A 21,751-nucleotide genomic window follows, 5' to 3' on the forward strand; every position below is an offset into this window, starting at 1 on the left:
AATGTCTGTCAAACAAACAATCCCCGTCAAACTGACCCCCGAGAACAAATGCAGCTTCTGCCCCGGGACCAAGTGTTGTAATTACATCACCCAGGAGATCGACACACCGCGTTCGATCGATGATTTCGATCATCTGCTCTGGCAGCTGGCCCATGCGAATATTCAGGCCTACAAGGATGAGGACGGCTGGTTCCTGGTGGTGATGACCCGCTGCAATCACCTGCAAAACGATGGCAACTGCGGTATTTACGAAACCCGGCCACAGGTCTGTCGGGACTACAGCAACGACTACTGCGAATTCGACGCCCCGGCGGAGGAAGGGTTTGAGTACTATTTTCAAACCTACACCGAGCTCGACAACTACTGCCGCAAGCGCTTCAAGAGCTGGGACAAACGGTTTAAATAATAGTTCTCAGTTCTCAGTTCTGAGTTCTTAGTACTTAGTACTTAGTACTTAGTACTAAGTGCTGAGCCGGTAGGCCGGACTGAGCAACGCGGTGTCCGGCACCCCGACGATTGCCCGATACCGCTGCGCTATATCGGGCCTACAAGTTTATGTGGAATTTTTGATAAATAATGTAACTTTGCGTCCTCTGCGCCTCCGCGTTCTTAGCGCTAATTTCCAGGGCGTCGGAGAAAGCCGGTAGGCCGGACTGAGCAACGCGGCGTCCGGCAATCCGACTCTTCTCCGGGTTTCTGGAAGTAACGCAAAGGACGCAAAGGACGCAAAGACGCCAAGAACGCAGAGAAGTAATTTGATGAAATCGACTGCTGCCAAAGTCGTGGGACGTGCCCCAGGAGTGGCTCCTGAGCAGATTTCTGAATAAATAATTTACCTTTGCGTTCTCTGCGCCTCCGCGTTAATTTCCAGGGCAGCAGAGAAAGGGCGTATCGCTGTTACCTGGGCATGATTTCGCTGTAGCAGCGTACGGCCTCGAATTCCTCCACATCCTTGGGCGGCAGCTGGCTGTCCGGGTGCTTGACCGCCAGCAGATGGCCGATGCCGTACTGGCGCGCCGAGCGCAGGACCGGCAGGCTGTCGTCGATCAGCAGGGTGCGGGCATTGTGGTAGGGAAACCGGTCGTGCAGGCGGTGCCAGAAATCCTGCTCCTCTTTGGGGATGCCGAACTCGTGCGAGCAGACCACATGCTCGATGTGATTGTGCAGGGCGGTACGCTCGAACTTGAGCTGCAGGCTCTTGGGGTGGGCGTTGGTCACCAGCACACTGGTTTTGCCGTGTTGGTGTAATTGATCGAGAAAGTCGGTCACGTAGGGGTGAATGGCAATCAGGTGATCGATCTCCGCCTTGAGCGCGGCGATATCCATATCCAGCGTCTCGCTCCAGTAATCAACACAGTACCAGTTGAGCGTCCCCTCGATGCGGCGAAACACCGGGTATAACGCCTGCTTGGCCGCCTCGATTTCCATGGCGTGTTTTTCGGCATAGCGCTGCGGGACATGCTCGGTCCAGAAATAGGTGTCGAAATTCAGGTCCAGCAGGGTGCCGTCCATATCCAGCAGTACGGTATCGATGGAATTCCAGTCAAGCATCGGTGTCAACCAGGGTAAGCCAGGTCCGGTGTGTGATTAACCCTTCCCGCAAAAGCGGTTTTCGGCGGGCTGTGCGGGGTGAAATGGTATCCCGTAAACGTACCCGATTGCGGGATTTTGATCTAGGCTTATCGCACAGGGCAGTGTGTTGGAGGCGGTTATGAACATCCATGGCAAAATTTTACTGGCCGGCCTGCTGTTACTGGTTGGCGGCGCGCCGGTAACGGCCCAGCAATTGTCGCAGGAAGAGCTGGAGCGCTGGTTCGAAAGCGATGATCCGCACCCGCCCGCCAGCTCGGCGGCCGATGTCAATGAAGGTAATCTGGTTTTTCTCCGGCAGCCGCCGGGCAAGCCGGTGCATCATCACCATAACAAACTGGTTATCAGCGAATTGAGTCTGGCGACCGGCTGGGTCTGGCTGCAGCAATGTCACGATAATATGGACGAGTTCAGTCGGGTCCAGATCCTGTTCAAAAAGGGACGCATCCGCGATCTGGCCATTACCCGGGCCGATAACATCACCGAAAGCTGGGTAGAGGATAACAGTGTTCAGCTGCGGGATGTGCGTGCCGGCGCCAGATTGTGCGTTTCGGGCTGGACACAGGCGCTGGAAAGCCGCGCGGGCGGGCGCTACACCATGCATAACGGCCCGTTCATGCGCAAGTTTCTGGATGGCTATTACCCGATGCGGGTCAGTATGGATATCGACTATAGCGGTACCGGCCTGCAACTGGTGTCCGTGTCACCGCAACAGCAAACCGGCTTTGATGTCGATCAGCGTGGCGACGGGATCAGTTTCAATGCCTGGTTTGAAGGGCGTCTGAATACCGAGCTGATGTTCCGGCTGGCCGCGGTGAACTGAAGCGGCAAGCGGGCATCTGTCGCGACCCAATCCCTCGCTGACGGAGCGTCCGGGACGGCATTGATGCGTGGAGTTGGCCGGTGAATACTGGCACAATACGCGCCAGCATTCGGCTACCCAGGTGTCTTGCCCGCCCATGAGCCTCTCGCAACAACTTGATGAATTGATTGAACCGGTGAAAAAGATCGCCTATGAAGCCGGCCGGCGTATCATGGTGATCTATGAACAGGGTTTTTCGGTCGAGGAAAAGCATGACAACACCCCGTTGACCGAGGCCGATCTGGCCGCCCACGAAGCGGTGGAAGCGGGATTGCAGGCGCTGACCCCCCGGCTGCCGATCCTCTCGGAAGAATCCATCCCGGCCAGCTTTGACGAGCGCCGCGACTGGCAGCGCTACTGGCTGGTGGACCCGCTCGACGGGACCCGCGAGTTCATCAAGCGCAATGGCGAGTTCACCGTGAACATTGCCCTCATCGATAACCACGAGCCGGTACTGGGCGTGGTCTATGCGCCGGTGATCGGCGCCCTCTATTATGCCGCCCGCGGACTGGGCGCCCGCAAGCGCAGCGGACTGGATGATGCGCACGCCATCCGGGTGCGGGAGCACTGTCCCGACCGGATGGTGATCGCCGGCAGTCGCTCGCACCAGACCCCCGAGTTCAAGAATTTCATCGCCCAGCTCGATAATTACGAAATCATCAGCATGGGCAGCGCGCTCAAATCCTGCCTGGTGGCCGAAGGTACGGCCGATCTGTATGCTCGTCTGGGGCCGACTTCGGAATGGGATACCGCGGCGGCGCAGTGTATTGTGGAGGAGGCCGGCGGCTGTATGACCGATACCAACATGCAGCCGCTGCGCTATAACACCAAGGAAGAGTTGCTCAATCCCCACTTCCTGGTCTTCGGCGATCGCTCGATCAACTGGGCCGAATATCTTCAGTGATAATCGTGGCTGTCGTACACCGCCATGATGGCCTTGAGCTCCGCTAACAAATGCGCTTGCTCGGTCGGATTCAAACTGGCCAGTTCGGGCACCTCGTCACCGGCTTCCATCTGTTCAATGACCTCCCGCACCGCCGTACAGCCCTGTTTGCACAGGTGATCGAGATACTGGCTGAGCTTGGGATCGTCGATGGTCATAGGCCAGGGCAGGTTCTGGTCTCTGGATATTGGTTAGCGGGGAAATGGGCGGCCATGGTAATCCCGCTGGGGCAGTTTCTAGTCACTAGTATCTAGCTCCTAGGTACTGGAAAGATGGTGGCCGGGGACAGAATCGAACTGCCGACACGGGGATTTTCAATCCCCTGCTCTACCGACTGAGCTACCCGGCCTATATATATCAGTGACGAGTTACGAGTAACGAGTAAAAACCGGGTTGTGCCACAGTTCGGGTTCGGGGAGGAACGCTATTGCCGTGCCTCGTCCCTCGTAACTCGTCCCTTGGCCCTTACGTACGGGCAAGAGCCGCGTATTTAACGTGAAAAGCGACCCCGGCGTCAAGTCGAATCAGGCGGAGGGCGGGACGTAGCCTTCGGGGGTCTCGGCGCCTTCACCGAAGAAGAATTTCTCCATCTGGTCCTCGAGCATTTTGCGGTGCTCGGGATTCATGGGGCTGAGGCGGTATTCGTTGATCAGCATGGTCTGCTGCTGGATCCACATCTGCCAGGCTTCCTTGGAGACGTTCTCGTAGATCCGTTTGCCCAGTTCGCCCGGATAGGGAGGCATATCCAGCCCTTCGGCTTCTTTGTTGAGTTTCGCGCAATGCACCATGCGGGCCATGAAAATCTCCTTCGCTCGGGTATTTAATCGGATGTGGCGGCCAGTTCCTGCAGCAGGGCCTTGACCGGCGCGGGCAGGCCCCGTTCGTCAGGCCGGCGTGTGTTATACCAGACTCTTTTACTCGGTTCCATAACTCGTGAATTCTGCCCCGTGATGCGCCCGCGCAGCGGCTGGATATCCAGATGGTAATGACTGAAGGTATGGCGGAGTCGCGGTTGCGGGCTCAATTCACCGGTCTCCAGGCCCAGCTGGCTGGTGCACCACTGGGCCGCCGGGGTATCGGGCGGACATTCGGGAAAGCTCCACAGTCCGCCCCAGATACCCGCTGGCGGACGCTGCTCCAGTAGCACCTCGCCGGCGCTGTTTTGCAGGATCAACATGGTGGTCTGGCGCACCGGCAGCGCCTTGCGCGGTTTGCGCCCGGGGTAATCGTGGGGATTGTCCTGCTGGCGCGCCTGGCAACCGTCCGCCAGCGGGCAGGTGGGGCAGTCGGGCTGGCGACGCCGGCAGATGGTGGCACCCAGATCCATGATCGCCTGGGTATAGTCGCGAACCCGGCGCGCCGGGGTATAGTGCTCGGCCAGCTCCCACAGGCGGTTCTCCACCGCTTTTTCGCCCGGCCAGCCGTCCACGGCGTGATAGCGGGCGAGGACCCGTTTGACGTTGCCGTCGAGAATCGCAAAACGTTGCTCCTGGGCCTGGGCCAGAATGGCGCCGGCAGTAGAGCGGCCGATGCCGGGCAGGGCCAGTACCTGCTCGAAATCGGCCGGGAACCGGCCGTCGTGCGAATCCCGGATCTGCTGCGCCGCCCGGTGCAGGTTGCGTGCCCGGGCGTAATACCCCAGCCCGGTCCACAGGTGCAGCACCTCGTCCAGTTCGGCATCGGCCAGCGCGCGGATGTCAGGGAAGCGGGCCATGAAGCGCTCGAAATAGGGGATCACCGTGGCCACCTGGGTCTGCTGCAGCATGATCTCCGACACCCACACCGGGTAGGCGGAGCGTCCCGCTTGCCAGGGCAGATCGTGACGGCCGTGGCGTTCGAACCAGTCGAGCAGCCGGGCGCTGAATGTGGCGGCGTGGGAATCAGGGGGCATGCCGGGCCTGTTGCTCCAGGTTGTTGATCAAGGTGGTGCTTTCGTTGAGCAGTTTATGCTTGAAGATCGCGGTGCCAATGACCGGCGGGACCCAGAAGCGCGGCTGCAAATCGGCGCTGAGAGTCACGTGGGTGCCGTCGTCGGCCGGGGCAATATGCCACAACGTGCGGCCCGATTGAAAATCGCTGTGCTCGGGGTCGTCGATCAGGCGGATATAACCCTGTCCCAGCGCGGTGGCGACCTGGACCTGGGTGACTCGTCGACAGAACATCAGCACGCAGCCCTCGCTGATCACCTCGATGCGCTGCCGATTGCCGTTGCGCTCGAGGATCCGGCTGCGGATGATCACATTACTCAGCTGATCGAGCCGGGCGTAATCGCTGAGGAGTTGATAAACCCGCCCGGGCGGGGCATCGATGCGCATTTGCAGATGAATAAGAAAGTGATCGCCGTCGCGGCGCACCTGCGAGTGCAGCACTTCGCCGGCGGGCAACGGCGCGCACAGGCACAACAACAGCAGGAGAGTCAGTTGTCGGGCCACTGGCTTACTTGAACAGATTCTTGAGCATGTCGCCAGCTTTCTCATCCAGTTTCTGTTTCAGCTTGTCTTTTTCTTCTTCGACTTTCTCGTCCGCTTTCTTTTTCAGTTCGGCTTTGGCCTGCTCTTCGATGTCATCGAGTGCCTTTTGGCCTTCGCTGCGCAGGTAAGCGCTGAAGTCCGGCCGGGGTGTCAGGTCGTCGACGGGGCCCTTGAAATGAATCATGAACGGGGTGCGATCCATCTGCGCGTAGGTCTTGCCCTGATCGACTTCGCCTTTGGAGGTCAGTTTGATAAAGGCCGTGTAGTCGCTGTAAAGCCGCACCAGATCAAACGTCCCTTCACCCCGAATCCGGCCAAACGGCAGGCGGGCCTGCAGATCATCGTTGCGCGCCAGGCCGTTTTTGATATTCACCGTGCCGCTAATCTGTGAGAAGTAACTGGCGTTGTCCGCCGCCGGGTTCTTGATGTTGTCGAACTTCCGTTGAACCTGGTCCAGGCGGTTTTGGGCTTCCAGCAGGTTGGGGGCGTTGATGACGGCCTTGATGTCATTGTCGATCTCGTTGACGACTTTTTGCAGTTGCGCCATGTCGATGTCTTTGACTTCGGCCTCGTGTACGGCAAACCGGCTGTTGCCGCTCAGGCTTTGACGAATGGCCTGCGGGTCATTGCCCGTGGCGCTCAAGGTCAGTGACAGATCGGTGCGTCCACGCAACTTGTCGTCGCCCCACAGATCCTGCAGTAGCGGGCCGATCTGAACGCCCGAGAGACTCTCATCCAGGTTGAGCCGCGGGGTATCGCCGGTCACATCCAGGCGGATATCCCCGCTGTAGTTGCCCTCGTACAGTTGCGCCCCCAGTGGATGCAGCCGTACCCGGCCATCCCGGGCCCGGGTGGTAATGCGAATCTCGCGGGAGTGCAGGTTCATCGCTTTGAGCCGATCGATGCGCAGCGTGCCGTCGATGTCCAGCGGGCGAATCACCTCAGCCGGAATCAGTGTCGCGGTTGCCGTCGCCGCGGTCGCCGGTGTCGCGGCAGCGGGTTTGCTTTGCGTGGCGGGTGTTTCATTCACACTCGCGGCCGGGGTATTACTGTCGGTCGCGGGCGGCAGATAACGATCCACATCGATCTGATTGAGCCGCAGTGCGTAGGTGATCGCGGGTGATGAGAAGTTGCTGATGGCCACTTCACCGCTCAGCTCACTCTCGTCAAACCGGACAAACAGATCAGAGACCGTGGCCTGTTGAGTGTCACCGCTAATCTCCGCGTTCAGTTGCGCCGTGCGCAGGGCTTCGTCGTCGGCCATCGGCGGCAGTTCGATCTGCAGTTGTTGCAACAATGTTGTGGGCGAGAACGGAGCCAGTGCCACGCTGGCCTGGTAACGGGGGGTTTGCAGAATCCGGCTGGCCTCGATATCCGCTTGCAGGCGCAGATCGAAACTGCGCAACGACAGGGCTTCGGCCGTGGCGGTTTGTCGGGCCAGATCCAGCAGGATACGCGGACCGGCCAGTCGCGCCTCGCCCTGGCCGCCGGGCAGCAACGGGCTGTTCAGATCGGTCTGAAACTGCAGATCTTCGAGCAGCAATTGCTGGCGCTCCAGGTGGGCGGTGAACTGCAGCGACAGCTTGCCCCGACCATCCAGTTGCGGGTTGCGACTTTGCAGTCGAAAGTCCGCCTGCAGGGGGACGGGGGTGGCCAGGGCCACGCGCCCGAGACTCAGGTTGAGCGGGTCCACGGTAAAGTGCTGCCCGCTGCTGCGATCGTCCCAGACGATGCGCGCCTGACGAATGTCCAGCCCGGCCACCGCCAGCGCGGCCAGCGGTGGCGGGCCGGAAGCTTGCCGCGCTTCGGGGGTGGTTGGTGCTTGCGCGGGAGCCGGTTGCAGCAGATCGTCCCAGTTGCTGACACCGGCCGCATTGCGTTGCAGGGTGACCTCCAGCCCGTCGAGGAGGATCTGGCCGACCTCCAACTCGGCAAACAGCAACGGCCACAGGCGGATGCGGACCTCGACCTGTTGCACGGCGGCGAAAGTTTCGGGTTCAAAGCCCGGCGCGTTACCCAGGCGGACCTCGCCCAGCTCCACCCCCAGCCAGGGGAAGAAGCTCCAGTTAATCTCCCCGGGAATACTCAGCTGGCGACCGGTTTGCGCCTCGACGGTCTCGCTGATCTGCTCCTTGTAATCATTCGGGTCGATGACCAGGGTGACCACTGCGATGGTTGCCAGCAGCAACAAGACGATCGCCAGCAGGGTAATCAATACGATTTTAAAAAAGGCTCTCATGGCATTCCTGTCAGGGATGGTCGGTCCTATAAAGTATCAGTGTCGCCTCGGCTTCGGTAGAGGGAACATGGCGGTGATGGCCGCTTGTTTTGCGCTTTTGGCATGGGTCGCCATTGCTGATCACCAATCCGTGAGCCGGGCCAAATGGTGAAGCGAGTGACAATCGATTCCATCGCAAGGCGCTGCGTTAGACAGGGCGTTATGCGGCTTTGTTGGGGACCGCTTCGCCGGATCCGATGAGATAGCGACTTGAGTTGACGGGGTAATAACCTTGTGAATCATGTTGTATTATAAGTAGTTTCCCCTATAGGAAATTGTCACATATTGTCTATTATTGCAGTGGGTCTATTGATGTGCCGACTTGACGGCACAGGCTGATATGCGATGCACAGCGCGCGGTTGATCACACTGAAACGACTCTGGCCGGGAGCCCTCCTGTTGCTGGGGGGCGTCCTGCTTGTCGTCGTGCTGAGCAGTCAGGGCAGAACGTTGCCCTGGTTCGAGGCGCTGCTGTTGCTGCTTCTGGCCGCTGGCGTGGGCTGGCTCTGGTACCGGAATCGTCAGTACCGGGATACCCTGCAATGGGCCACTGTTTGTCTCAGGGCACAACGCTGCACACCGGCCATGCCAGCGAACACGCCGCGTCTTACCCCGGTCCGTCAGTTTCGCTCGGCGCTGCGCGATCTCCTTTATGGCCGTGCGGGGAGCGACCCCGGGGCGGACAACGTCATTTCACTGCCGGCGCGGCAGGCCCGGGTGCTGGCCCGGACCGTGGTGGATATTCAACAGGACCTGGAACTGCAGCAGGCGATGCTGGAACTACTGGAGCGCTGTTTTGATAGCAAGCCCGGCGTGGTTGAGGTCCTCGGCGAGGAAGTGGACCTCTCGTTGCACAGTGTGCTGGCCATCCTCGAGGAACTGGCCGAGCAGACCGACAACATTGCCCTCAACGCGGCGATCGAGGCCGCCCGCGCCGACGAAGGATCGGAGAGTATCGCCACGGTGACGCGTGAAACCGGCAGCCTGGCCTGGAAAATTCGCCAGTACGTCGGGGAAATCAGGAAAGTCGCCAGGATACAGGAAAGTGGCACGGGATCGGATACCCAGCCGGAAATGGAGGAGACGGCCGGGCAGGCACTGGCCCTGTTGCGCCAGTTACGCGAGATCAGCCGCCAGACCGAAATCCGGCTGGATCAGTTACGCAGCGCCTGCTCGGGGCTGGCGGAACAGGACGAACAAGCTCCGGATTAATCCACCGGCTGGATAACGGTTTAAAAGTGGAGCGGGTGATGGGAATCGAACCCACATTAGAAGCTTGGGAAGCTCCGGTTCTACCATTGAACTACACCCGCAGGCTCGCGCTATTCTAGCGCGAGCAGGGGCGAGGTACCAGGGACGAGTGACGAGGAAAAAAAACCCGCTCCCGGATGTCCTTTGAGCTTGTCCCTGTGGGAGCGCTTTACAAGCGCGATGAACAGGGGCAGGAAGGTTGTTGTCGCACATTTTCCCACGAGTCCTAACGGACAGAATGCTCGATACCGCGGCGCTATATCGGGCCTCCATCTTTGTCCCTCCCTGTAGGAGCGCTTTGCAAGCGCGAACAGAACAGGGGCAGGGAAGTCGCCGCCGCACGTCTTTCCACGAGTCCACTGACAGAAACCCCTCCACCGCGGTGCTATATCAGACCTGCTTCGGCTCCCGGCTCCCCTTGATCCTGACGGGATGCGCCCGCAACTGGTAAGATAGTGCCCTTCACAAACGGCCGGGCGGTCGATTCCCTTACTGATGTGATATTCGGGTGGACGGAAGTATGCAGATTGTCGTCAATGGCGAGCAGAAACAGGTTGAGCCGGGTCTGACGGCGGCGGCGCTGGTCGAGCAGATGGGCCTGGGCGGGCGGCGTATCGCCATGGAGGTGAATCTGGAGATCCTGCCGCGCAGCCGCTATGGCGAGCATACCTTTACCGACGGCGACCGGGTGGAAATCGTCCATGCCGTGGGTGGCGGTTGACCTGTCTCGCTGCCCGAGAGGGTATAATCTTTTTTTTCACCCGCCCGATTTTCAGGAAGGACCATGAGCAGCAGTAAACAAGATACCCCGTTGACCATTGCCGGCAGGGAATACCACTCCCGCCTGCTGGTCGGCAGCGGCAAATACAAGGATCTCGATGAGACCCGTCGGGCCACCGAGGCCTCCGGCGCCGAGATCGTCACCGTGGCGGTACGCCGCAGCAACATCGGCCAGAATCCGGACGAGCCCAACCTGCTCGACGCCATCCCGACGGACAAATACACCATCCTGCCCAACACCGCCGGCTGCTATACCGCCGACGATGCCGTGCGCACCTGTCGCCTGGCCCGCGAGCTGCTGGACGGCCACGATCTGGTCAAGCTGGAAGTGCTGGGCGACGAGAAGACCCTGTTCCCCGATGTGCAGCAAACCCTCAAGGCGGCCGAGACCCTGATCAAGGACGGCTTCAAGGTGATGGTCTACACCACCGACGATCTGATTATTGCCAAAGAGCTGGAAGCTATGGGTTGCGTGGCGGTGATGCCGCTGGCCGCGCCCATCGGTTCGGGGCTGGGGATCCGCAATCCCTATAACATCCGCTTTATCATCGAGGAGCTGAGCGTGCCGGTACTGGTGGATGCAGGAGTCGGCACCGCCTCCGATGCGGCGGTCGCCATGGAGCTGGGTTGCGACGGGGTGTTGATGAACACCGCCATCGCCGGGGCGCAGGATCCAGTGCTGATGGCCTCGGCCATGAAAAAGGCGATCGAGGCCGGCCGCGAGGCTTACCTGGCCGGGCGCATGCCGCGCAAGCAGTACGCCAGTGCCTCATCGCCGCTGGACGGGACGTTTTTCTAGCAGACGTTTGAAAACTACTGCGCTCGCCACTACGGCGTTACGAGAGGACTCCACCAATTTGTCGGGAACAAATTGGAACGCACAAGGCGCGGCCCGAAGGGCAAAGGACAGGGATGTCCTTTGTAAATGCTCACTTCTCTCGTGTAACTCGCTCCCAGCCGTCCCTGGCCTCCGCGAAGTAAGTACATCCTGTACAAAACTCCGCTTTGTCGTCCTCTCGCGCCTTGTCCTGGCTTCGCTCGTGACGTTTTCAATCGCCTGCAAAGTCAGAATTTCAGGCTATTTCTAGTTTTTGCCGATCAGGCTCTCTTCCCCTTTGACCAGCCGGGCAATGTTACTGCGATGGCGCCAGAAGGAGAGCACGGCCATGGCGGCGCTGGCAATCACCAGCTCCCATGCCGGGCCGAGTATCAACCACGTATAAACCGGCGCCAGCGCCATGGCGACCAGCGCTGACAGGGAAGAGATCTTCAAACCCTTGGCGATGAACAGCCAGGTGGCGGCCGTCGCCAGACCAACCCAGAAGCTAAACCCGAACAGGACGCCCAGCAGCGTGGCCACGCCCTTGCCGCCTTTGAACTGGAAAAACACCGGATACAGATGGCCGACAAAGGCTGCGAAGCCAACCAGCCCCAGCACCAGCGGACTGACCTGCAGCGTGACCGCCAGCAGTACCGGCAGCAAGCCCTTGAGCATATCGCCGAGCAAAGTAATGGCGGCCGCCCTCTTGCTGCCCAGGCGCAGCACGTTGGTGGCGCCGGGGTTGCCGGAGCCCGTGCCGCGCGGATCGGGCAGCCCCGCCAGCTTGCAGACAATGATGGCGGATGAGAGCGAGCCGAGCAGATAAGCGCCCGCTATCAGACTGTAATCGATGATCGCCATGGATAAATCCTCCCCACTGGAGGCCGGATTATAGAGGGATTGGCGCAAGCCGTGTATAGTTGGGCGCCAGTTGATCAGGCAAAGATGTACGAGTATGGATATTATTTATCTTAACGACCTGCGCATTGATACCGTCATCGGTATCTATGACTGGGAGCGGCGCATCAAGCAGACCGTGGTGCTGGATCTGGAAATGGGCGCCGACATCCGTAAGGCCGCCGCCAGCGACCACATCGACGACACACTCAACTACAAGGCCGTGGCCAAACGCATCATCGGCTTTGTGGAAGAGAGCGAATACCAGCTGGTCGAAACCCTGGCGGAAAAAGTTGCCGAAATTATTCTGGGTGAATTCAACGTGCCCTGGGTGCGGATCCGGCTCAACAAGCAGGGCGCGGTGCGCGGCGCACGGGATGTGGGCGTGATCATCGAGCGCGGCACGCAGGCCTGATATGGCGCAGATCTATATCAGCATTGGCAGCAATATCGACGCGGAACACAATATTCGCGGCGCCATCCATGCACTGAGAGAACAGTACGGTGAACTGATCCTCTCCAGTGTCTACGAAAGCGCTTCGGTCGGCTTCGAGGGCGACAACTTTCTCAACCTGGTTGTCGGACTGAAAACCGATCAAAGCGTGCAAGACGTTCTCGATACACTGCACGACATCGAAAACCGGTTTGGCCGCAAACGCACCGGTCCGCGTTTTTCATCCAGAACCCTGGACCTGGATCTGCTGCTCTACGATGACCTGGATTTGCAGGACCAGGGCATCGACCTGCCGCGCGAAGAGATCACCCACAACGCCTTCGTCCTGCAACCCCTGGCAGAGATCGCCCCGGATCTCAAACATCCCCAATTACAGAACACCATATCGGAACTGTGGCAACAGTTCGACAAGGCCAGCCAGTCACTCTGGGCGATACCCTTCGAGTGGGAAGGAAAAGATTAACCACGAAGTCTCGAAGACACGAAGTAATCAATAATTAATCCGGTCAGGGCAGGGGATTATCTTCCGCCGCGGGACATCATTATAGGTAATGTGCCCCGGTTAAATTGGTGACTGCCACCAGGCCAATAGCTTCATAATAAAATTCTTTGTGTTTTCTTCGTGTCTTCGTGCCTTCGTGGTGAATCACTTTTATGAATTCAGCGACCGCCCGCCATCGACGGCGAGGATCTGGCCGGTCATGTAGCCGGCATCGCGGATGAGATAGAGAATTGCTTTGGCAATGTCATCCGGGCTGCCGCGGCGTTTGAGGAAGGTACGGGAGATGATCTTTTCCTTGTCGTCGTCTTCCAGATTTTCCGGCCATAAAATGGCGCCGGGGGCGACGCCGTTGACGCGGATCTCCGGTCCCAGTTCGGCGGCCAGGGCCCGGGTGGCCATGGCCAGTGCGGCCTTGGCCATGCTGTAGATGGGGAAGTTGCGCAGCGGTCGTTCGGCATGAATGTCGACGATGTTGACGATGCAGCCCTGCTGCTGTTTCAGGTACGGGGCGGCGGCCTGGCTCAGGAAGAACGGCGCCTTGACGTTGGATCCCATCAGATCATCCCACTGTTCCAGATTGGCCGACTCAATCGGCGTGGGATAGAAGGTCGAGGCGTTGTTGATCAGCACATCCAGCCGTCCCCAGACCTGAGCAGCCTGATCGAGCAGTTGCCCGAGTTCGGCGGTGTGATGCAAATCGGCCTGCACCAGCACCACTGAATCGGCGCGCTCGTGTTCCAGCTCCAGTTGCAGTTTTTCGGCCGCCTCGCGTGAGTGGCGATAATGCAGCACGATATTCATACCCTGGCCGTGCAGCAGCCGTGCGGTGGTGGCGCCGATTCGATGGGCCGCGCCGGTTATCAAAACCACCTTGTGTTCAGACATGCTGTGTTATCCTTCGGTTTTGCCACAAGTCGCACACTTTAACGCAATTGGCCGATGAATACAGCGGATCCCAAAACCGGGCGCAATGCCACGCAACCCCCCTTCCCGCGGCGGCTGCGTCAGAGCCAGTCGCAGGCGAGCGACTGGCCCGAGTCCGATGCCGTGGCACAGCAGCACAGCCTGTCCCTGATTGAGGCGATCAGGGAGCAAATTGCGGCCGCCGGCGGAGCACTGAGCTTCCATGATTATATGCAGGCGGCGCTGTATACACCGGGGCTGGGTTATTATGCCGCCGGCAGCAGCAAGTTCGGCGCTGCCGGTGACTTTGTCACCGCACCGGAGATCTCGCCGCTGTTTGCCTGGTGCCTGGCCGACGCCGTTTTGCCGTTATTGAAAACCCTGCCGCAACAATCGGTCCTGGAAGCTGGTGCCGGCAGCGGGATACTGGCGGCACGTTTGTTACAACGCTGGCAGGAACAGGAATGCCTGCCACAACACTATTATATACTCGAACTGAGCGCGGACCTGCGCGAGCGCCAGCGCCGGCAGTTCGAGATACATTGCCCATCCTTGTTACCCAATGTGCAGTGGCTTGATGCCTGGCCGGAAGATTTTGAAGGTATCGTGCTGGCCAATGAGTTGCTGGATGCGATGCCGGTGCATCGCGTGCACAAGCGCGAAGGACGCTGGTACGAACAGACGGTCGGGTTCGAACAGGACGCGTTCATCACGCAGGAACAGCCACTGTCCGATACGCTGTTACAACAACAGCTGGCCCAAATCGAAGCCGAGCAGCCTCTGCCCGATGATTACCTGACGGAAATCAATCTCAACGCCGGGCAATGGATCAGGACGCTGGGTGAAAACATTCACCAGAGCGTGGTGTTACTGCTGGATTACGGTTACCCGCGCAGCGAGTATTATCATCCCCAGCGCCAGCGCGGCACGTTGATGTGTCATTATCGCCATCGCGCTCATGATGATCCTTTCGTTTATCCGGGGCTGCAGGATATTACCGCGCATGTGGATTTTACCGACATCGCTGATAACGCCCTGGCGGCGGGGTTTGGTGTGGCGGGCTATACGACCCAGGCACACTTTCTGCTCGATAACGGCCTATTGCAAAAACTCGAACAACAGTCGCTCGATGAAGCCGAATATCAGCGCCAGGTTTCGCAGGTGCGGCAACTGACCCTGCCCCAGGAGATGGGCGAGATATTCAAGGTGATGCTGCTCAACAAGGGTTGCCAGGTTCTGCCGACAGGATTCAGCGGGCGTGATTTGCGCCATCAATTATAACGAGATCATCAAATGTTGCTGATTCAGATTATTATTCTGGCCGTTTTGCAGGGACTGACCGAGTTTTTACCTATCTCCAGTTCCGCCCATTTGATCCTGGTGCCGCAGTTGAGCGACTGGCCCGATCAGGGGCTGGCATTCGATGTGGCGGTGCATGTCGGCACTCTCTCGGCGGTGGTCTGGTATTTTCGCTGCGAGGTGATCACCATGGCGCGAGACTGGGGTGTCTCATGCATGCGGCGACAGCAAAGCGGTGAGAGTCGCCTGGCCTGGGCGGTGATCCTCGGCAGTATTCCGGTGGCGATCTTCGGCCTGCTGCTGCATGACCTGGTCGATACCACGTTGCGCTCGCCGCTGGTCATTGCCTGGGCGACGATTGGTTTCGGATTATTACTGTGGCTGGCCGATGTGATCGGCCGGCAGGTGCGCGATGAACACCGCCTCGGCTGGAAGGATATCGTTTTCATCGGCCTGGCGCAGGCCGTAGCATTGATCCCCGGCACTTCCCGCTCGGGGATCACCATGACTGCCGGGCTGTTGATGGGGCTGACCCGCACGGCCGCAGCCCGGTTCTCCTTTTTATTGTCCATCCCGGCCATATTGATGGCCGGGGGCTACGAGAGTCTGAAACTGATTAAACAGGGCGGGATTGAATGGACGCCAATCGTACTGGGTACAGTATTATCGGGTATCACTGCCTATCTGTGCATTCACTGGTTTTTGAAACTGCTGGATCGCATCGGCATGCTGCCGTTTGTGATCTATCGACTGGTGCTGGGCGCCGGTCTGTTATACGTATTTATGTAAGCGACCATGAGCGACAAACCCCGCGACAAGATTTATGCCTCGCCACAACCGATGATTGTGGACTTTGCCTTCGACGAGAAGGTGGCGGGCGTGTTTCCGGATATGATCCGTCGCTCGGTTCCCGGCTATGAGACGGTCATTTCCCTGCTGGGCCTGCTGGCGGAGCGTTATGCAAAGCCCGACAGCCGGATCTATGATTTTGGCAGTTCACTGGGCGCGGCGACACTCGCCATGCGCCAGCGGATTGCGCATGACAGTTGCCGCATCATTGCGGCGGATAATTCTACAGCCATGACCGAACGCTGTCGCCAGTTCCTGTTGCAGGACGACTCCCCAGTTGAGGTGGATGTGATCTGCGCCGATATTCGCGATATCAAGGTAGAACAGGCCTCGCTGGTGGTGCTGAACTTTACCTTGCAGTTTATTCCACAGGCAGAGCGCCAGGCTCTGCTGGATCAGATCTATGCCGGATTGTTGCCCGGTGGTGCGCTGGTGTTATCGGAAAAACTCGCTTTTGATAACGAACGCGAGCAGCAGTTTCAGATAGACATGCACCTGGCCTTTAAAAAAGCCAACGGCTACAGCGAACTGGAGATCAGTCAGAAGCGCACGGCGTTGGAAAAAGTACTGGTTCCGGATAGCTTCGAAACCCATTGTGAACGCCTGCAACAGGCCGGTTTTAAAGAGGTCCATCAATGGTTTCAATGTTTTAACTTTGCTTCCCTGCTGGCGGTGAAATGATCGACTATTCCGGCCTGTATCAACGCATGGTAAATACTCCGCTGGCCGGCTGGGCGCAACAGTTGCCGGGGCAGATCGAAAAAAGACTGGATCCCAAACGCTATGGCGATCTGCCAAAATGGCAGGCCGCGGTAGCGGCGATGCCGGAGGCGCAACCGGTCAGTTGTGATTTCAGTCGGGGCGCGGTGCGCATCGGCGACGGCGGCGAACTGGGCGACAAACAACGTGAGACATTAACGCGGCAGTTAAAACAACTACGCCCCTGGCGCAAGGGCCCGTTCGAGCTGTTCGGGATCCATATCGATACCGAATGGCACTCCGACTGGAAATGGGATCGATTAAAAGATCACATCTCACCACTGGTCGGGCGCACGGTACTGGATGTCGGCTGCGGCAATGGCTATCACTGCTGGCGCATGAAAGGTGCCGGTGCCGAGCTGGTCATCGGTGTCGATCCCACCCCGTTATTTACCCTGCAGTACGAAGTCATGCATCGTTATGCCGGCGAGCAGGGCGTGTATGTGCTGCCGCTGGGCATCGACGATGTGCCGGAAAAACCGGAGACCTTCGATAGCGTCTTCTCCATGGGCGTGTTGTACCACCGACGCTCGCCCCTGGATCATCTGCTGCAACTGCGTGACTGCCTGGCTCCGGGTGGTGAGCTGGTGCTGGAGACACTGGTGGTGGAAGGCGACGAGCATACCTGCCTGTTCCCGGAAGACCGCTATGCGCGCATGGGTAACGTCTGGTTTTTGCCCTCGGTGTTGATGCTCGAACGCTGGTTGCGACGTTGCCGTTTCACCAACATCCGCACCGTCGATGTCACCACGACGACAGTAGCAGAACAGCGGGCGACCGAATGGATGACTTTCCAGTCCCTGGCCGATTTTATTGACCCGGATGATCACGGCAAATCGATCGAAGGCTATCCCGCCCCCAGGCGGGCGATAATCATTGCGGAGAAAGCCTGAATATTGCTCGCCAGGCCAATAGAGAGTTCGAAGAATAGATAGAGAGAAATATATAACCACCGAAACAGTGAACTCACCGAATACGCTGAAAACCACTGAGTTGAACTTTCGGTGAATTCAGTGTCTTTGGTGTTTCGATGGATAAATTGACAGTATTAACTTCTCGCACGTTTCTGCCACGGAAGTGCATCACATCATATTAGCAGTTTTGAACCTTTGGTGAGCTCAGCGTCTTTGGTGGCTAACTTGTTGAGAGACGGCCAAAAGAGAAAGTGACAGCAGCCAGAAAGCCGGAACCGTCCGGTGTGTGCCCTGCGACACAAATTGTCCCGCTACTCCCCTGTCCATGTTATCGGGGCGTTATAATTAACGTATGGATAAAATATGGGAAAAATTGCGTGAGTTAACCTGGCCGTCTACCTGGTATGGCTGGCGGTTGGGACTGCAATCCTGGTGGTATACGCGGGACAAACCCCGGCTGGCTGTTGCAGCCGGCGTGTTTGCGCTGTTAGTGGCGATCCCGCTGGGCATTTCGGCATTGAACAACCAGATACAGCAGGACAGGCAGGCAACGCGTGATTTGCGCTGTCTGACGCTGAATGTTTATCACGAGGCGCGCGGCGAGTCGCTTGCCGGCCAGTACGCCGTGGCGGAAGTGACCCTGAACCGTGTAGCCTCAGAGCGCTTTCCGGACACGTTGTGTGAAGTGGTGCATGAACAGCGCTGGGACAGAATACGCAAACGGCATGTTGGCGCCTTTTCATGGACCGAACTTGAACTCACCGCCGACAGGAGCGATCCGGCCTATAAAACTGCCCGTCGGGTCGCCGGGGATGTCTATTACCGGCGCCACGATCCGCGGGTAGAAGGTGCCCTGTTTTACCATGCCAGTTATATCCGTCCCAGCTGGGCCCGTAGCAAGCAAAAAGTGGCCACGATCGGCCGGCATATTTTTTACAAATAGAGAGTCAAAAGCAGGAAAGTGAGGAGTAGCCGGTACCAAAATCGTCGATCGAGCACTGTATACCCATTTGCTGCAGATCTTCGAGGACCCGGCGGACCCGGGCGGGTTCGCTCACCATGCCGGTTTCGGTCATTTCCATGCGCAAATCCCCTGTATCGCCGCAATGGGCATCCAGGCTGCGTCGGATGATCGCGGCCAGATCATGTTCGAGCAGATCCGAAGCCGCTACATTCACCGAAACTGGACAGGGCTACGCCTTTTGACGGTGATGCGCAGTGAAACGGACGGCATCAGCGATCATTTTTGCGTGAGCCGGTAAATTACCCCCCGACTTCTCCAGTATGGGAATAAAACTGTCCGGTCGTAGCAGCCCATGGTTTGGATGATGCCAGCGCACCAGCGCTTCGGCTCCGAATAGTCCAGTTGCAGGGTTTCCCCGGATGCATTCCGCCAGTCTGGCCGGCCAATCGTCTGTTTTGTGCAACATCAAGTTGGCGGCAGGGTATCCGATAAAGGGTGTATAGCAATCTCGGGAGTGAGGAATGAATCCATCGACGTTAATCGGCATGCTGGCCGGTGTGGGGCTGTTGTTTTATGTGCTGAATATCGGCGCGGAGGATCCGGCGGCCTATATCAATCTGCCGGGCCTGGCGATTGTGCTGGTGGGCACCCTGGCGGCGACTTTTATCGCCTATCCCCTGCGCGAAGTGCTGCGCGTGTTCCGGGTGTTCGGGATTGTATTACGCCACGAGAAGTCGTCCCTGCACGATGATATGGAAGAGCTGACGGAAATTGCCCGTCTCTGGTTTCAGGGCAAGCTGCAGGCCGTCGAACAGAAGCTGACCACTTCCACCAACCCGTTTTTACGCACCGGCGTGCAGCTGGTGATCGATCTTGCGCCAATGGACGATATCGTTTCCATGTTGCAGTGGCGCATCTCGCGCATGCGGGCACGGGAACGGGCCGAGGCGCAAATCTTCCGCAGTATGGCTTCGTTCGCACCGGCCTTTGGCATGATCGGAACCCTGGTCGGGTTGATCAATATGATGCTGATCCTGGATAAAAGCGAGATTTCCCAGATTGGTCAATATATGGGTGTGGCACTGATTACTACCTTTTACGGCATTTTGCTGGCCAACCTGATTTTCAAACCGATTGCGCTCAAGCTGGAACGACGTACCGAACAGCGCCTGGTGGTGATGAACATGATCCTCGAGGGCGTCATGCTGATCTCGCAAAAGCGCAACCCCGCCTTTGTTCGCGAAACCCTGCGCTCGTTCATGGCCCAGTACCGGGATGACATACGCGATCAACCCTACGAAGATCTGCCCGACGAGCAAAAAGACACAGGGGTCGATATTTACGCCGACAAACAGCAGGACAGCAAATCATGAGCCAGTGGCAGGCGGCGATGGGGCAAAGCAGCAAGGCACGCAATAACCTGGCTATCCAGAGCCTGGATGATCCCGAGGCCCAGGATACCGAGGGCGAAAGCTGGCTGATCTCCTACCTCGATACCCTGACCCTGCTGCTGACGATGTTCGTCGTTCTGCTGACCTTTGCCGACTTCACCGACGAGGAAACGCCCGAGGCCGTCAAGGTGGTGCCAAAGCCGGAGGTCGTTCCCCGGCCGCCAATCGAATCGAAGCGGGAGCCGGTCGAGGAGGCGGTAACTCCGCTGGGCGGTGTGCTGCTGGACGGCCTGGATGATTCGGTTCAGGTCCAGGTGGAAAAAGATCGGGTCAACCTGGTGATCAGCGATCGCATCCTGTTCGATGTGGCCGAGGCCGAGCTGAGGCCACAAGGACTGGCAACCCTCGATCCCCTGATCCCGATTCTGAAAAACGAACCACACCGGATCACGGTGGAGGGGCATACCGACAACCTCCCGATTACCACCGACCAGTTTCCCTCAAACTGGGAACTGGCCTCGGCCCGTGCCGCCAGCGTGGTGCGCTATCTGCAACGCCAGGGTATCGCCTCCGATCGCCTGCGTGCGGTCGGTTATGCCGACACCCGGCCTGTGGCAAAGAACGACAACCCCGAAGGGCGCTCGGCCAACCGGCGGGTGGAAATCGTGATTCATCATAAATCCGGGCAGACCCAACAGGACTTGCAGATCGAATAAGACGGCTGGCGAAAACGCCATCCAGGGCAGGTCAGGCTGCGCAGCGCGCTGCCTGACATCTTTTCCCCGGGATTATTCCCACTCGAGTTCGGAGTAAACCCGCTGGGCATTGCGCCCGGCCAGATCCTCGTAGTTGGCCAGATAATCGAACCGGGACTGATCGATACGGCCAATCTCGGAAATATCCCCGCCGTTATCCATAAATTCCGCGATCGACTCGCGCAGGAACACCAGGTAGTCGTAGGTATCGGCGCGGGCCTTGTCGAGGCTGGTCGGGGCACCGTGGCCCGGGACCACCACTTCCGGTTCATAGGCCGCCATGGCGCGAAAACTCTCTATCCAGTTTTTACTGCTGGAATAATCGCGGATGCTCAGCATGCGCTCGGTATAGACAATGTCGCCGGTGTACATAATCTTCTCCTGCGGCAGCCAGACAAAACTGTCACCGGGGGTGTGCGCCTGACCGGCGTGACGGATTTCAAAAACCGTGTCGCCGACCTTCAGTTTCAGCTCGGTATCGAAGGTCTTGTCCGCATGTACCGGCCGGGTGGCCTCGATCGCCTCGCTGCCCATCAGGCTGGCCAGGCGGGAGAACTGGTCCCGGGCGCGCGTCTTCTGGTCTTCCACTGCACGGGCGCTGGCGATAATGGCCGCCCCCTGTTGCTTGAAATAGTCGTTACCCATCCAGCGATGATCCTGCCCGCCGGTGTTAATCACATGAGTGACCGGTTTGTCCGTTACCGTACGGATGACGGCCTGCAGCGCCCCGGCGCCCTGATAAACACCGCCCGGGTCGATCAATACCACACCGGCATCGGTGACAACAAAACCGAAGGTGGCATTGTTGGCCAAGTTCTCGACGCTGCGATTGCCCAGTTCGCCGACGATGGCATAGGCATTATCGGCAAGTTGTTCCAGCTTCAGAGTCTCCGCGGCCGAAACCGTTGAAGCCAGCAGGGAAAATAGTGTGGTGATCAGGGCGGTCTTGAAATGTTGAAGCATTGTAAACTCCTGATTGGTGTTGGTCTTTTCTGTTAACCGCACACAGGTGACGAGCAGCGGTTTGGCCTGTCAGGCCGGCAAATCCGGCAAGGCTGTTTTGAGCCGT

Annotated in this window: 24 protein-coding genes, 2 tRNA genes and 1 pseudogene; 15 read left to right on the forward strand and 12 right to left on the reverse strand. The window is 58.6% G+C overall.

Annotated elements, in window-relative coordinates:
- The first annotated feature begins 1 nt into the window (after position 1).
- The gene (locus U5K34_RS12285; RefSeq protein WP_322568691.1) at positions 2 to 406 is read left to right on the forward strand and encodes a YkgJ family cysteine cluster protein; all 405 of its coding nucleotides are present in this window, start codon (positions 2 to 4) and stop codon (positions 404 to 406) included.
- 491 nt (positions 407 to 897) lie between these two features.
- Here the strand turns inward: U5K34_RS12285 and yrfG are convergent, their stop codons facing one another.
- Complete coding sequence (yrfG, locus tag U5K34_RS12290) at positions 898 to 1,551, reverse strand: GMP/IMP nucleotidase (protein WP_322568692.1); 654 nt, start codon at positions 1,549 to 1,551, stop codon at positions 898 to 900.
- A gap of 160 nt (positions 1,552 to 1,711) precedes the next feature.
- On the opposite strand from yrfG, the gene U5K34_RS12295 reads away from it, so the two are divergent.
- Together U5K34_RS12295 and cysQ are read left to right on the forward strand one after the other, a co-directional pair.
- Positions 1,712 to 2,413: a hypothetical protein gene (locus U5K34_RS12295; protein WP_322568693.1), complete on the forward strand. Its 702-nt coding sequence runs from the start codon at positions 1,712 to 1,714 to the stop codon at positions 2,411 to 2,413.
- 67 nt (positions 2,414 to 2,480) lie between these two features.
- Positions 2,481 to 3,356: a 3'(2'),5'-bisphosphate nucleotidase CysQ gene (gene cysQ, locus U5K34_RS12300; protein ID WP_322568694.1), complete on the forward strand. Its 876-nt coding sequence runs from the start codon at positions 2,481 to 2,483 to the stop codon at positions 3,354 to 3,356.
- Here cysQ and U5K34_RS12305 read toward each other — a convergent pair.
- The 6 genes from U5K34_RS12305 to U5K34_RS12330 form a co-directional block, all read right to left on the reverse strand.
- Positions 3,350 to 3,553 (reverse strand): hypothetical protein, encoded by a 204-nt coding sequence (locus U5K34_RS12305; protein ID WP_322568695.1) that lies wholly within the window; start codon positions 3,551 to 3,553, stop codon positions 3,350 to 3,352. The two genes, cysQ and U5K34_RS12305, sit on opposite strands and share 7 nt — an antisense overlap.
- A gap of 115 nt (positions 3,554 to 3,668) precedes the next feature.
- A tRNA-Phe gene (locus tag U5K34_RS12310) sits at positions 3,669 to 3,744 on the reverse strand.
- A 175-nt stretch (positions 3,745 to 3,919) separates the two neighbouring features.
- Positions 3,920 to 4,192 carry an oxidative damage protection protein gene (locus U5K34_RS12315; protein WP_322568696.1) on the reverse strand — a complete coding sequence of 91 codons (273 nt, stop codon included), beginning with the start codon at positions 4,190 to 4,192 and terminating at the stop codon, positions 3,920 to 3,922.
- Between the two features lie 23 nt (positions 4,193 to 4,215).
- A complete protein-coding gene (mutY, locus tag U5K34_RS12320; RefSeq protein ID WP_322568697.1) occupies positions 4,216 to 5,286 on the reverse strand; it encodes an A/G-specific adenine glycosylase in 1,071 nt (356 codons plus the stop codon).
- Positions 5,276 to 5,827, reverse strand: coding sequence for an SRPBCC family protein (locus U5K34_RS12325; protein ID WP_322568698.1), 552 nt, complete (start codon positions 5,825 to 5,827; stop codon positions 5,276 to 5,278). Before U5K34_RS12325 ends, mutY begins: the two co-directional genes overlap by 11 nt.
- Positions 5,828 to 5,831: 4 nt before the next feature.
- A complete protein-coding gene (locus U5K34_RS12330) occupies positions 5,832 to 8,105 on the reverse strand; it encodes an AsmA family protein (RefSeq protein WP_322568699.1) in 2,274 nt (757 codons plus the stop codon).
- A 384-nt stretch (positions 8,106 to 8,489) separates the two neighbouring features.
- On the opposite strand from U5K34_RS12330, the gene U5K34_RS12335 reads away from it, so the two are divergent.
- Positions 8,490 to 9,356 carry a methyl-accepting chemotaxis protein gene (locus U5K34_RS12335; protein ID WP_322568700.1) on the forward strand — a complete coding sequence of 289 codons (867 nt, stop codon included), beginning with the start codon at positions 8,490 to 8,492 and terminating at the stop codon, positions 9,354 to 9,356.
- A 27-nt stretch (positions 9,357 to 9,383) separates the two neighbouring features.
- On the opposite strand, the gene U5K34_RS12340 is transcribed toward U5K34_RS12335, so the two are convergent.
- Positions 9,384 to 9,457 (reverse strand) — tRNA-Gly (locus U5K34_RS12340).
- 458 nt (positions 9,458 to 9,915) lie between these two features.
- Between U5K34_RS12340 and thiS the strand changes: the two genes are divergently transcribed.
- Entirely contained in the window at positions 9,916 to 10,116 is a 201-nt protein-coding gene (gene thiS, locus U5K34_RS12345; protein ID WP_322568701.1) for a sulfur carrier protein ThiS, read from the forward strand.
- 63 nt (positions 10,117 to 10,179) lie between these two features.
- A complete protein-coding gene (locus U5K34_RS12350; protein ID WP_322568702.1) occupies positions 10,180 to 10,974 on the forward strand; it encodes a thiazole synthase in 795 nt (264 codons plus the stop codon).
- A 285-nt stretch (positions 10,975 to 11,259) separates the two neighbouring features.
- Here U5K34_RS12350 and plsY read toward each other — a convergent pair whose 3' ends face one another.
- Complete coding sequence (gene plsY, locus U5K34_RS12355) at positions 11,260 to 11,856, reverse strand: glycerol-3-phosphate 1-O-acyltransferase PlsY (protein ID WP_322568703.1); 597 nt, start codon at positions 11,854 to 11,856, stop codon at positions 11,260 to 11,262.
- A gap of 94 nt (positions 11,857 to 11,950) precedes the next feature.
- Here plsY and folB point away from each other — a divergent pair, with 94 nt between their 5' ends.
- Positions 11,951 to 12,307 carry a dihydroneopterin aldolase gene (gene folB / locus U5K34_RS12360; protein WP_322568704.1) on the forward strand — a complete coding sequence of 119 codons (357 nt, stop codon included), beginning with the start codon at positions 11,951 to 11,953 and terminating at the stop codon, positions 12,305 to 12,307.
- A gap of 1 nt (position 12,308) precedes the next feature.
- Positions 12,309 to 12,809 carry a 2-amino-4-hydroxy-6-hydroxymethyldihydropteridine diphosphokinase gene (gene folK, locus U5K34_RS12365; protein WP_322568705.1) on the forward strand — a complete coding sequence of 167 codons (501 nt, stop codon included), beginning with the start codon at positions 12,309 to 12,311 and terminating at the stop codon, positions 12,807 to 12,809.
- Between the two features lie 189 nt (positions 12,810 to 12,998).
- Here the strand turns inward: folK and U5K34_RS12370 are convergent, their stop codons facing one another.
- Complete coding sequence (locus tag U5K34_RS12370) at positions 12,999 to 13,733, reverse strand: pteridine reductase (RefSeq protein WP_322568706.1); 735 nt, start codon at positions 13,731 to 13,733, stop codon at positions 12,999 to 13,001.
- A 54-nt stretch (positions 13,734 to 13,787) separates the two neighbouring features.
- Here U5K34_RS12370 and U5K34_RS12375 point away from each other — a divergent pair, with 54 nt between their 5' ends.
- The 5 genes from U5K34_RS12375 (at position 13,788) to U5K34_RS12395 (ending at position 18,515) form a co-directional block, all read left to right on the forward strand.
- Positions 13,788 to 15,032, forward strand: a complete 1,245-nt coding sequence (locus U5K34_RS12375; RefSeq protein WP_322568707.1) for a class I SAM-dependent methyltransferase — start codon at positions 13,788 to 13,790, stop codon at positions 15,030 to 15,032.
- Between the two features lie 12 nt (positions 15,033 to 15,044).
- Complete coding sequence (locus U5K34_RS12380) at positions 15,045 to 15,839, forward strand: undecaprenyl-diphosphate phosphatase (protein WP_322568708.1); 795 nt, start codon at positions 15,045 to 15,047, stop codon at positions 15,837 to 15,839.
- Between the two features lie 6 nt (positions 15,840 to 15,845).
- A complete protein-coding gene (gene cmoA / locus U5K34_RS12385; RefSeq protein WP_322568709.1) occupies positions 15,846 to 16,580 on the forward strand; it encodes a carboxy-S-adenosyl-L-methionine synthase CmoA in 735 nt (244 codons plus the stop codon).
- A complete protein-coding gene (cmoB, locus tag U5K34_RS12390; protein WP_322568710.1) occupies positions 16,577 to 17,551 on the forward strand; it encodes a tRNA 5-methoxyuridine(34)/uridine 5-oxyacetic acid(34) synthase CmoB in 975 nt (324 codons plus the stop codon). Before cmoA ends, cmoB begins: the two co-directional genes overlap by 4 nt.
- Before the next feature lie 373 nt (positions 17,552 to 17,924).
- Positions 17,925 to 18,515: a cell wall hydrolase gene (locus U5K34_RS12395; RefSeq protein ID WP_322568711.1), complete on the forward strand. Its 591-nt coding sequence runs from the start codon at positions 17,925 to 17,927 to the stop codon at positions 18,513 to 18,515.
- Positions 18,516 to 18,519: 4 nt separating this feature from the next.
- On the opposite strand, the pseudogene U5K34_RS12400 reads toward U5K34_RS12395, so the two are convergent.
- Positions 18,520 to 19,083: pseudogene (locus tag U5K34_RS12400) on the reverse strand (EAL domain-containing protein).
- On the opposite strand from U5K34_RS12400, the gene U5K34_RS12405 reads away from it, so the two are divergent.
- Together U5K34_RS12405 and U5K34_RS12410 are read left to right on the forward strand one after the other, a co-directional pair.
- Positions 19,058 to 19,909, forward strand: coding sequence for a motility protein A (locus U5K34_RS12405; RefSeq protein ID WP_322568712.1), 852 nt, complete (start codon positions 19,058 to 19,060; stop codon positions 19,907 to 19,909). The pseudogene U5K34_RS12400 and the gene U5K34_RS12405 overlap by 26 nt on opposite strands.
- Positions 19,906 to 20,643, forward strand: coding sequence for an OmpA/MotB family protein (locus tag U5K34_RS12410; protein ID WP_322568713.1), 738 nt, complete (start codon positions 19,906 to 19,908; stop codon positions 20,641 to 20,643). Before U5K34_RS12405 ends, U5K34_RS12410 begins: the two co-directional genes overlap by 4 nt.
- A 72-nt stretch (positions 20,644 to 20,715) precedes the next feature.
- Here the strand turns inward: U5K34_RS12410 and U5K34_RS12415 are convergent, their stop codons facing one another.
- Positions 20,716 to 21,645, reverse strand: coding sequence for an MBL fold metallo-hydrolase (locus tag U5K34_RS12415; RefSeq protein ID WP_322568714.1), 930 nt, complete (start codon positions 21,643 to 21,645; stop codon positions 20,716 to 20,718).
- Positions 21,646 to 21,751 lie beyond the last annotated feature (106 nt).

The sequence above is a fragment of the Thiohalophilus sp. genome (assembly GCF_034521165.1).
In the GTDB taxonomy this organism is placed as follows: domain Bacteria; phylum Pseudomonadota; class Gammaproteobacteria; order UBA6429; family Thiohalophilaceae; genus Thiohalophilus.

Bases quoted from the DNA above. Each gene is read 5' to 3' on its own strand.
- folB (WP_322568704.1), top strand. From the start codon at position 11,951: ATGGATATTATTTATCTTAACGACCTGCGCATTGATACCGTCATCGGT.
- U5K34_RS12305 (WP_322568695.1), bottom strand. From the start codon at position 3,553: ATGACCATCGACGATCCCAAGCTCAGCCAGTATCTCGATCACCTGTGC.
- U5K34_RS12315 (WP_322568696.1), bottom strand. From the start codon at position 4,192: ATGGCCCGCATGGTGCATTGCGCGAAACTCAACAAAGAAGCCGAAGGG.
- U5K34_RS12370 (WP_322568706.1), bottom strand. From the start codon at position 13,733: ATGTCTGAACACAAGGTGGTTTTGATAACCGGCGCGGCCCATCGAATC.
- U5K34_RS12405 (WP_322568712.1), top strand. From the start codon at position 19,058: ATGAATCCATCGACGTTAATCGGCATGCTGGCCGGTGTGGGGCTGTTG.
- U5K34_RS12330 (WP_322568699.1), bottom strand. From the start codon at position 8,105: ATGAGAGCCTTTTTTAAAATCGTATTGATTACCCTGCTGGCGATCGTC.
- mutY (WP_322568697.1), bottom strand. From the start codon at position 5,286: ATGCCCCCTGATTCCCACGCCGCCACATTCAGCGCCCGGCTGCTCGAC.
- folK (WP_322568705.1), top strand. From the start codon at position 12,309: ATGGCGCAGATCTATATCAGCATTGGCAGCAATATCGACGCGGAACAC.
- cmoA (WP_322568709.1), top strand. From the start codon at position 15,846: ATGAGCGACAAACCCCGCGACAAGATTTATGCCTCGCCACAACCGATG.
- thiS (WP_322568701.1), top strand. From the start codon at position 9,916: ATGCAGATTGTCGTCAATGGCGAGCAGAAACAGGTTGAGCCGGGTCTG.
- U5K34_RS12335 (WP_322568700.1), top strand. From the start codon at position 8,490: ATGCACAGCGCGCGGTTGATCACACTGAAACGACTCTGGCCGGGAGCC.
- U5K34_RS12380 (WP_322568708.1), top strand. From the start codon at position 15,045: ATGTTGCTGATTCAGATTATTATTCTGGCCGTTTTGCAGGGACTGACC.
- U5K34_RS12375 (WP_322568707.1), top strand. From the start codon at position 13,788: ATGAATACAGCGGATCCCAAAACCGGGCGCAATGCCACGCAACCCCCC.
- plsY (WP_322568703.1), bottom strand. From the start codon at position 11,856: ATGGCGATCATCGATTACAGTCTGATAGCGGGCGCTTATCTGCTCGGC.
- U5K34_RS12395 (WP_322568711.1), top strand. From the start codon at position 17,925: ATGGATAAAATATGGGAAAAATTGCGTGAGTTAACCTGGCCGTCTACC.
- U5K34_RS12415 (WP_322568714.1), bottom strand. From the start codon at position 21,645: ATGCTTCAACATTTCAAGACCGCCCTGATCACCACACTATTTTCCCTG.
- yrfG (WP_322568692.1), bottom strand. From the start codon at position 1,551: ATGCTTGACTGGAATTCCATCGATACCGTACTGCTGGATATGGACGGC.
- U5K34_RS12410 (WP_322568713.1), top strand. From the start codon at position 19,906: ATGAGCCAGTGGCAGGCGGCGATGGGGCAAAGCAGCAAGGCACGCAAT.
- cmoB (WP_322568710.1), top strand. From the start codon at position 16,577: ATGATCGACTATTCCGGCCTGTATCAACGCATGGTAAATACTCCGCTG.
- U5K34_RS12295 (WP_322568693.1), top strand. From the start codon at position 1,712: ATGAACATCCATGGCAAAATTTTACTGGCCGGCCTGCTGTTACTGGTT.
- U5K34_RS12350 (WP_322568702.1), top strand. From the start codon at position 10,180: ATGAGCAGCAGTAAACAAGATACCCCGTTGACCATTGCCGGCAGGGAA.
- U5K34_RS12285 (WP_322568691.1), top strand. From the start codon at position 2: ATGTCTGTCAAACAAACAATCCCCGTCAAACTGACCCCCGAGAACAAA.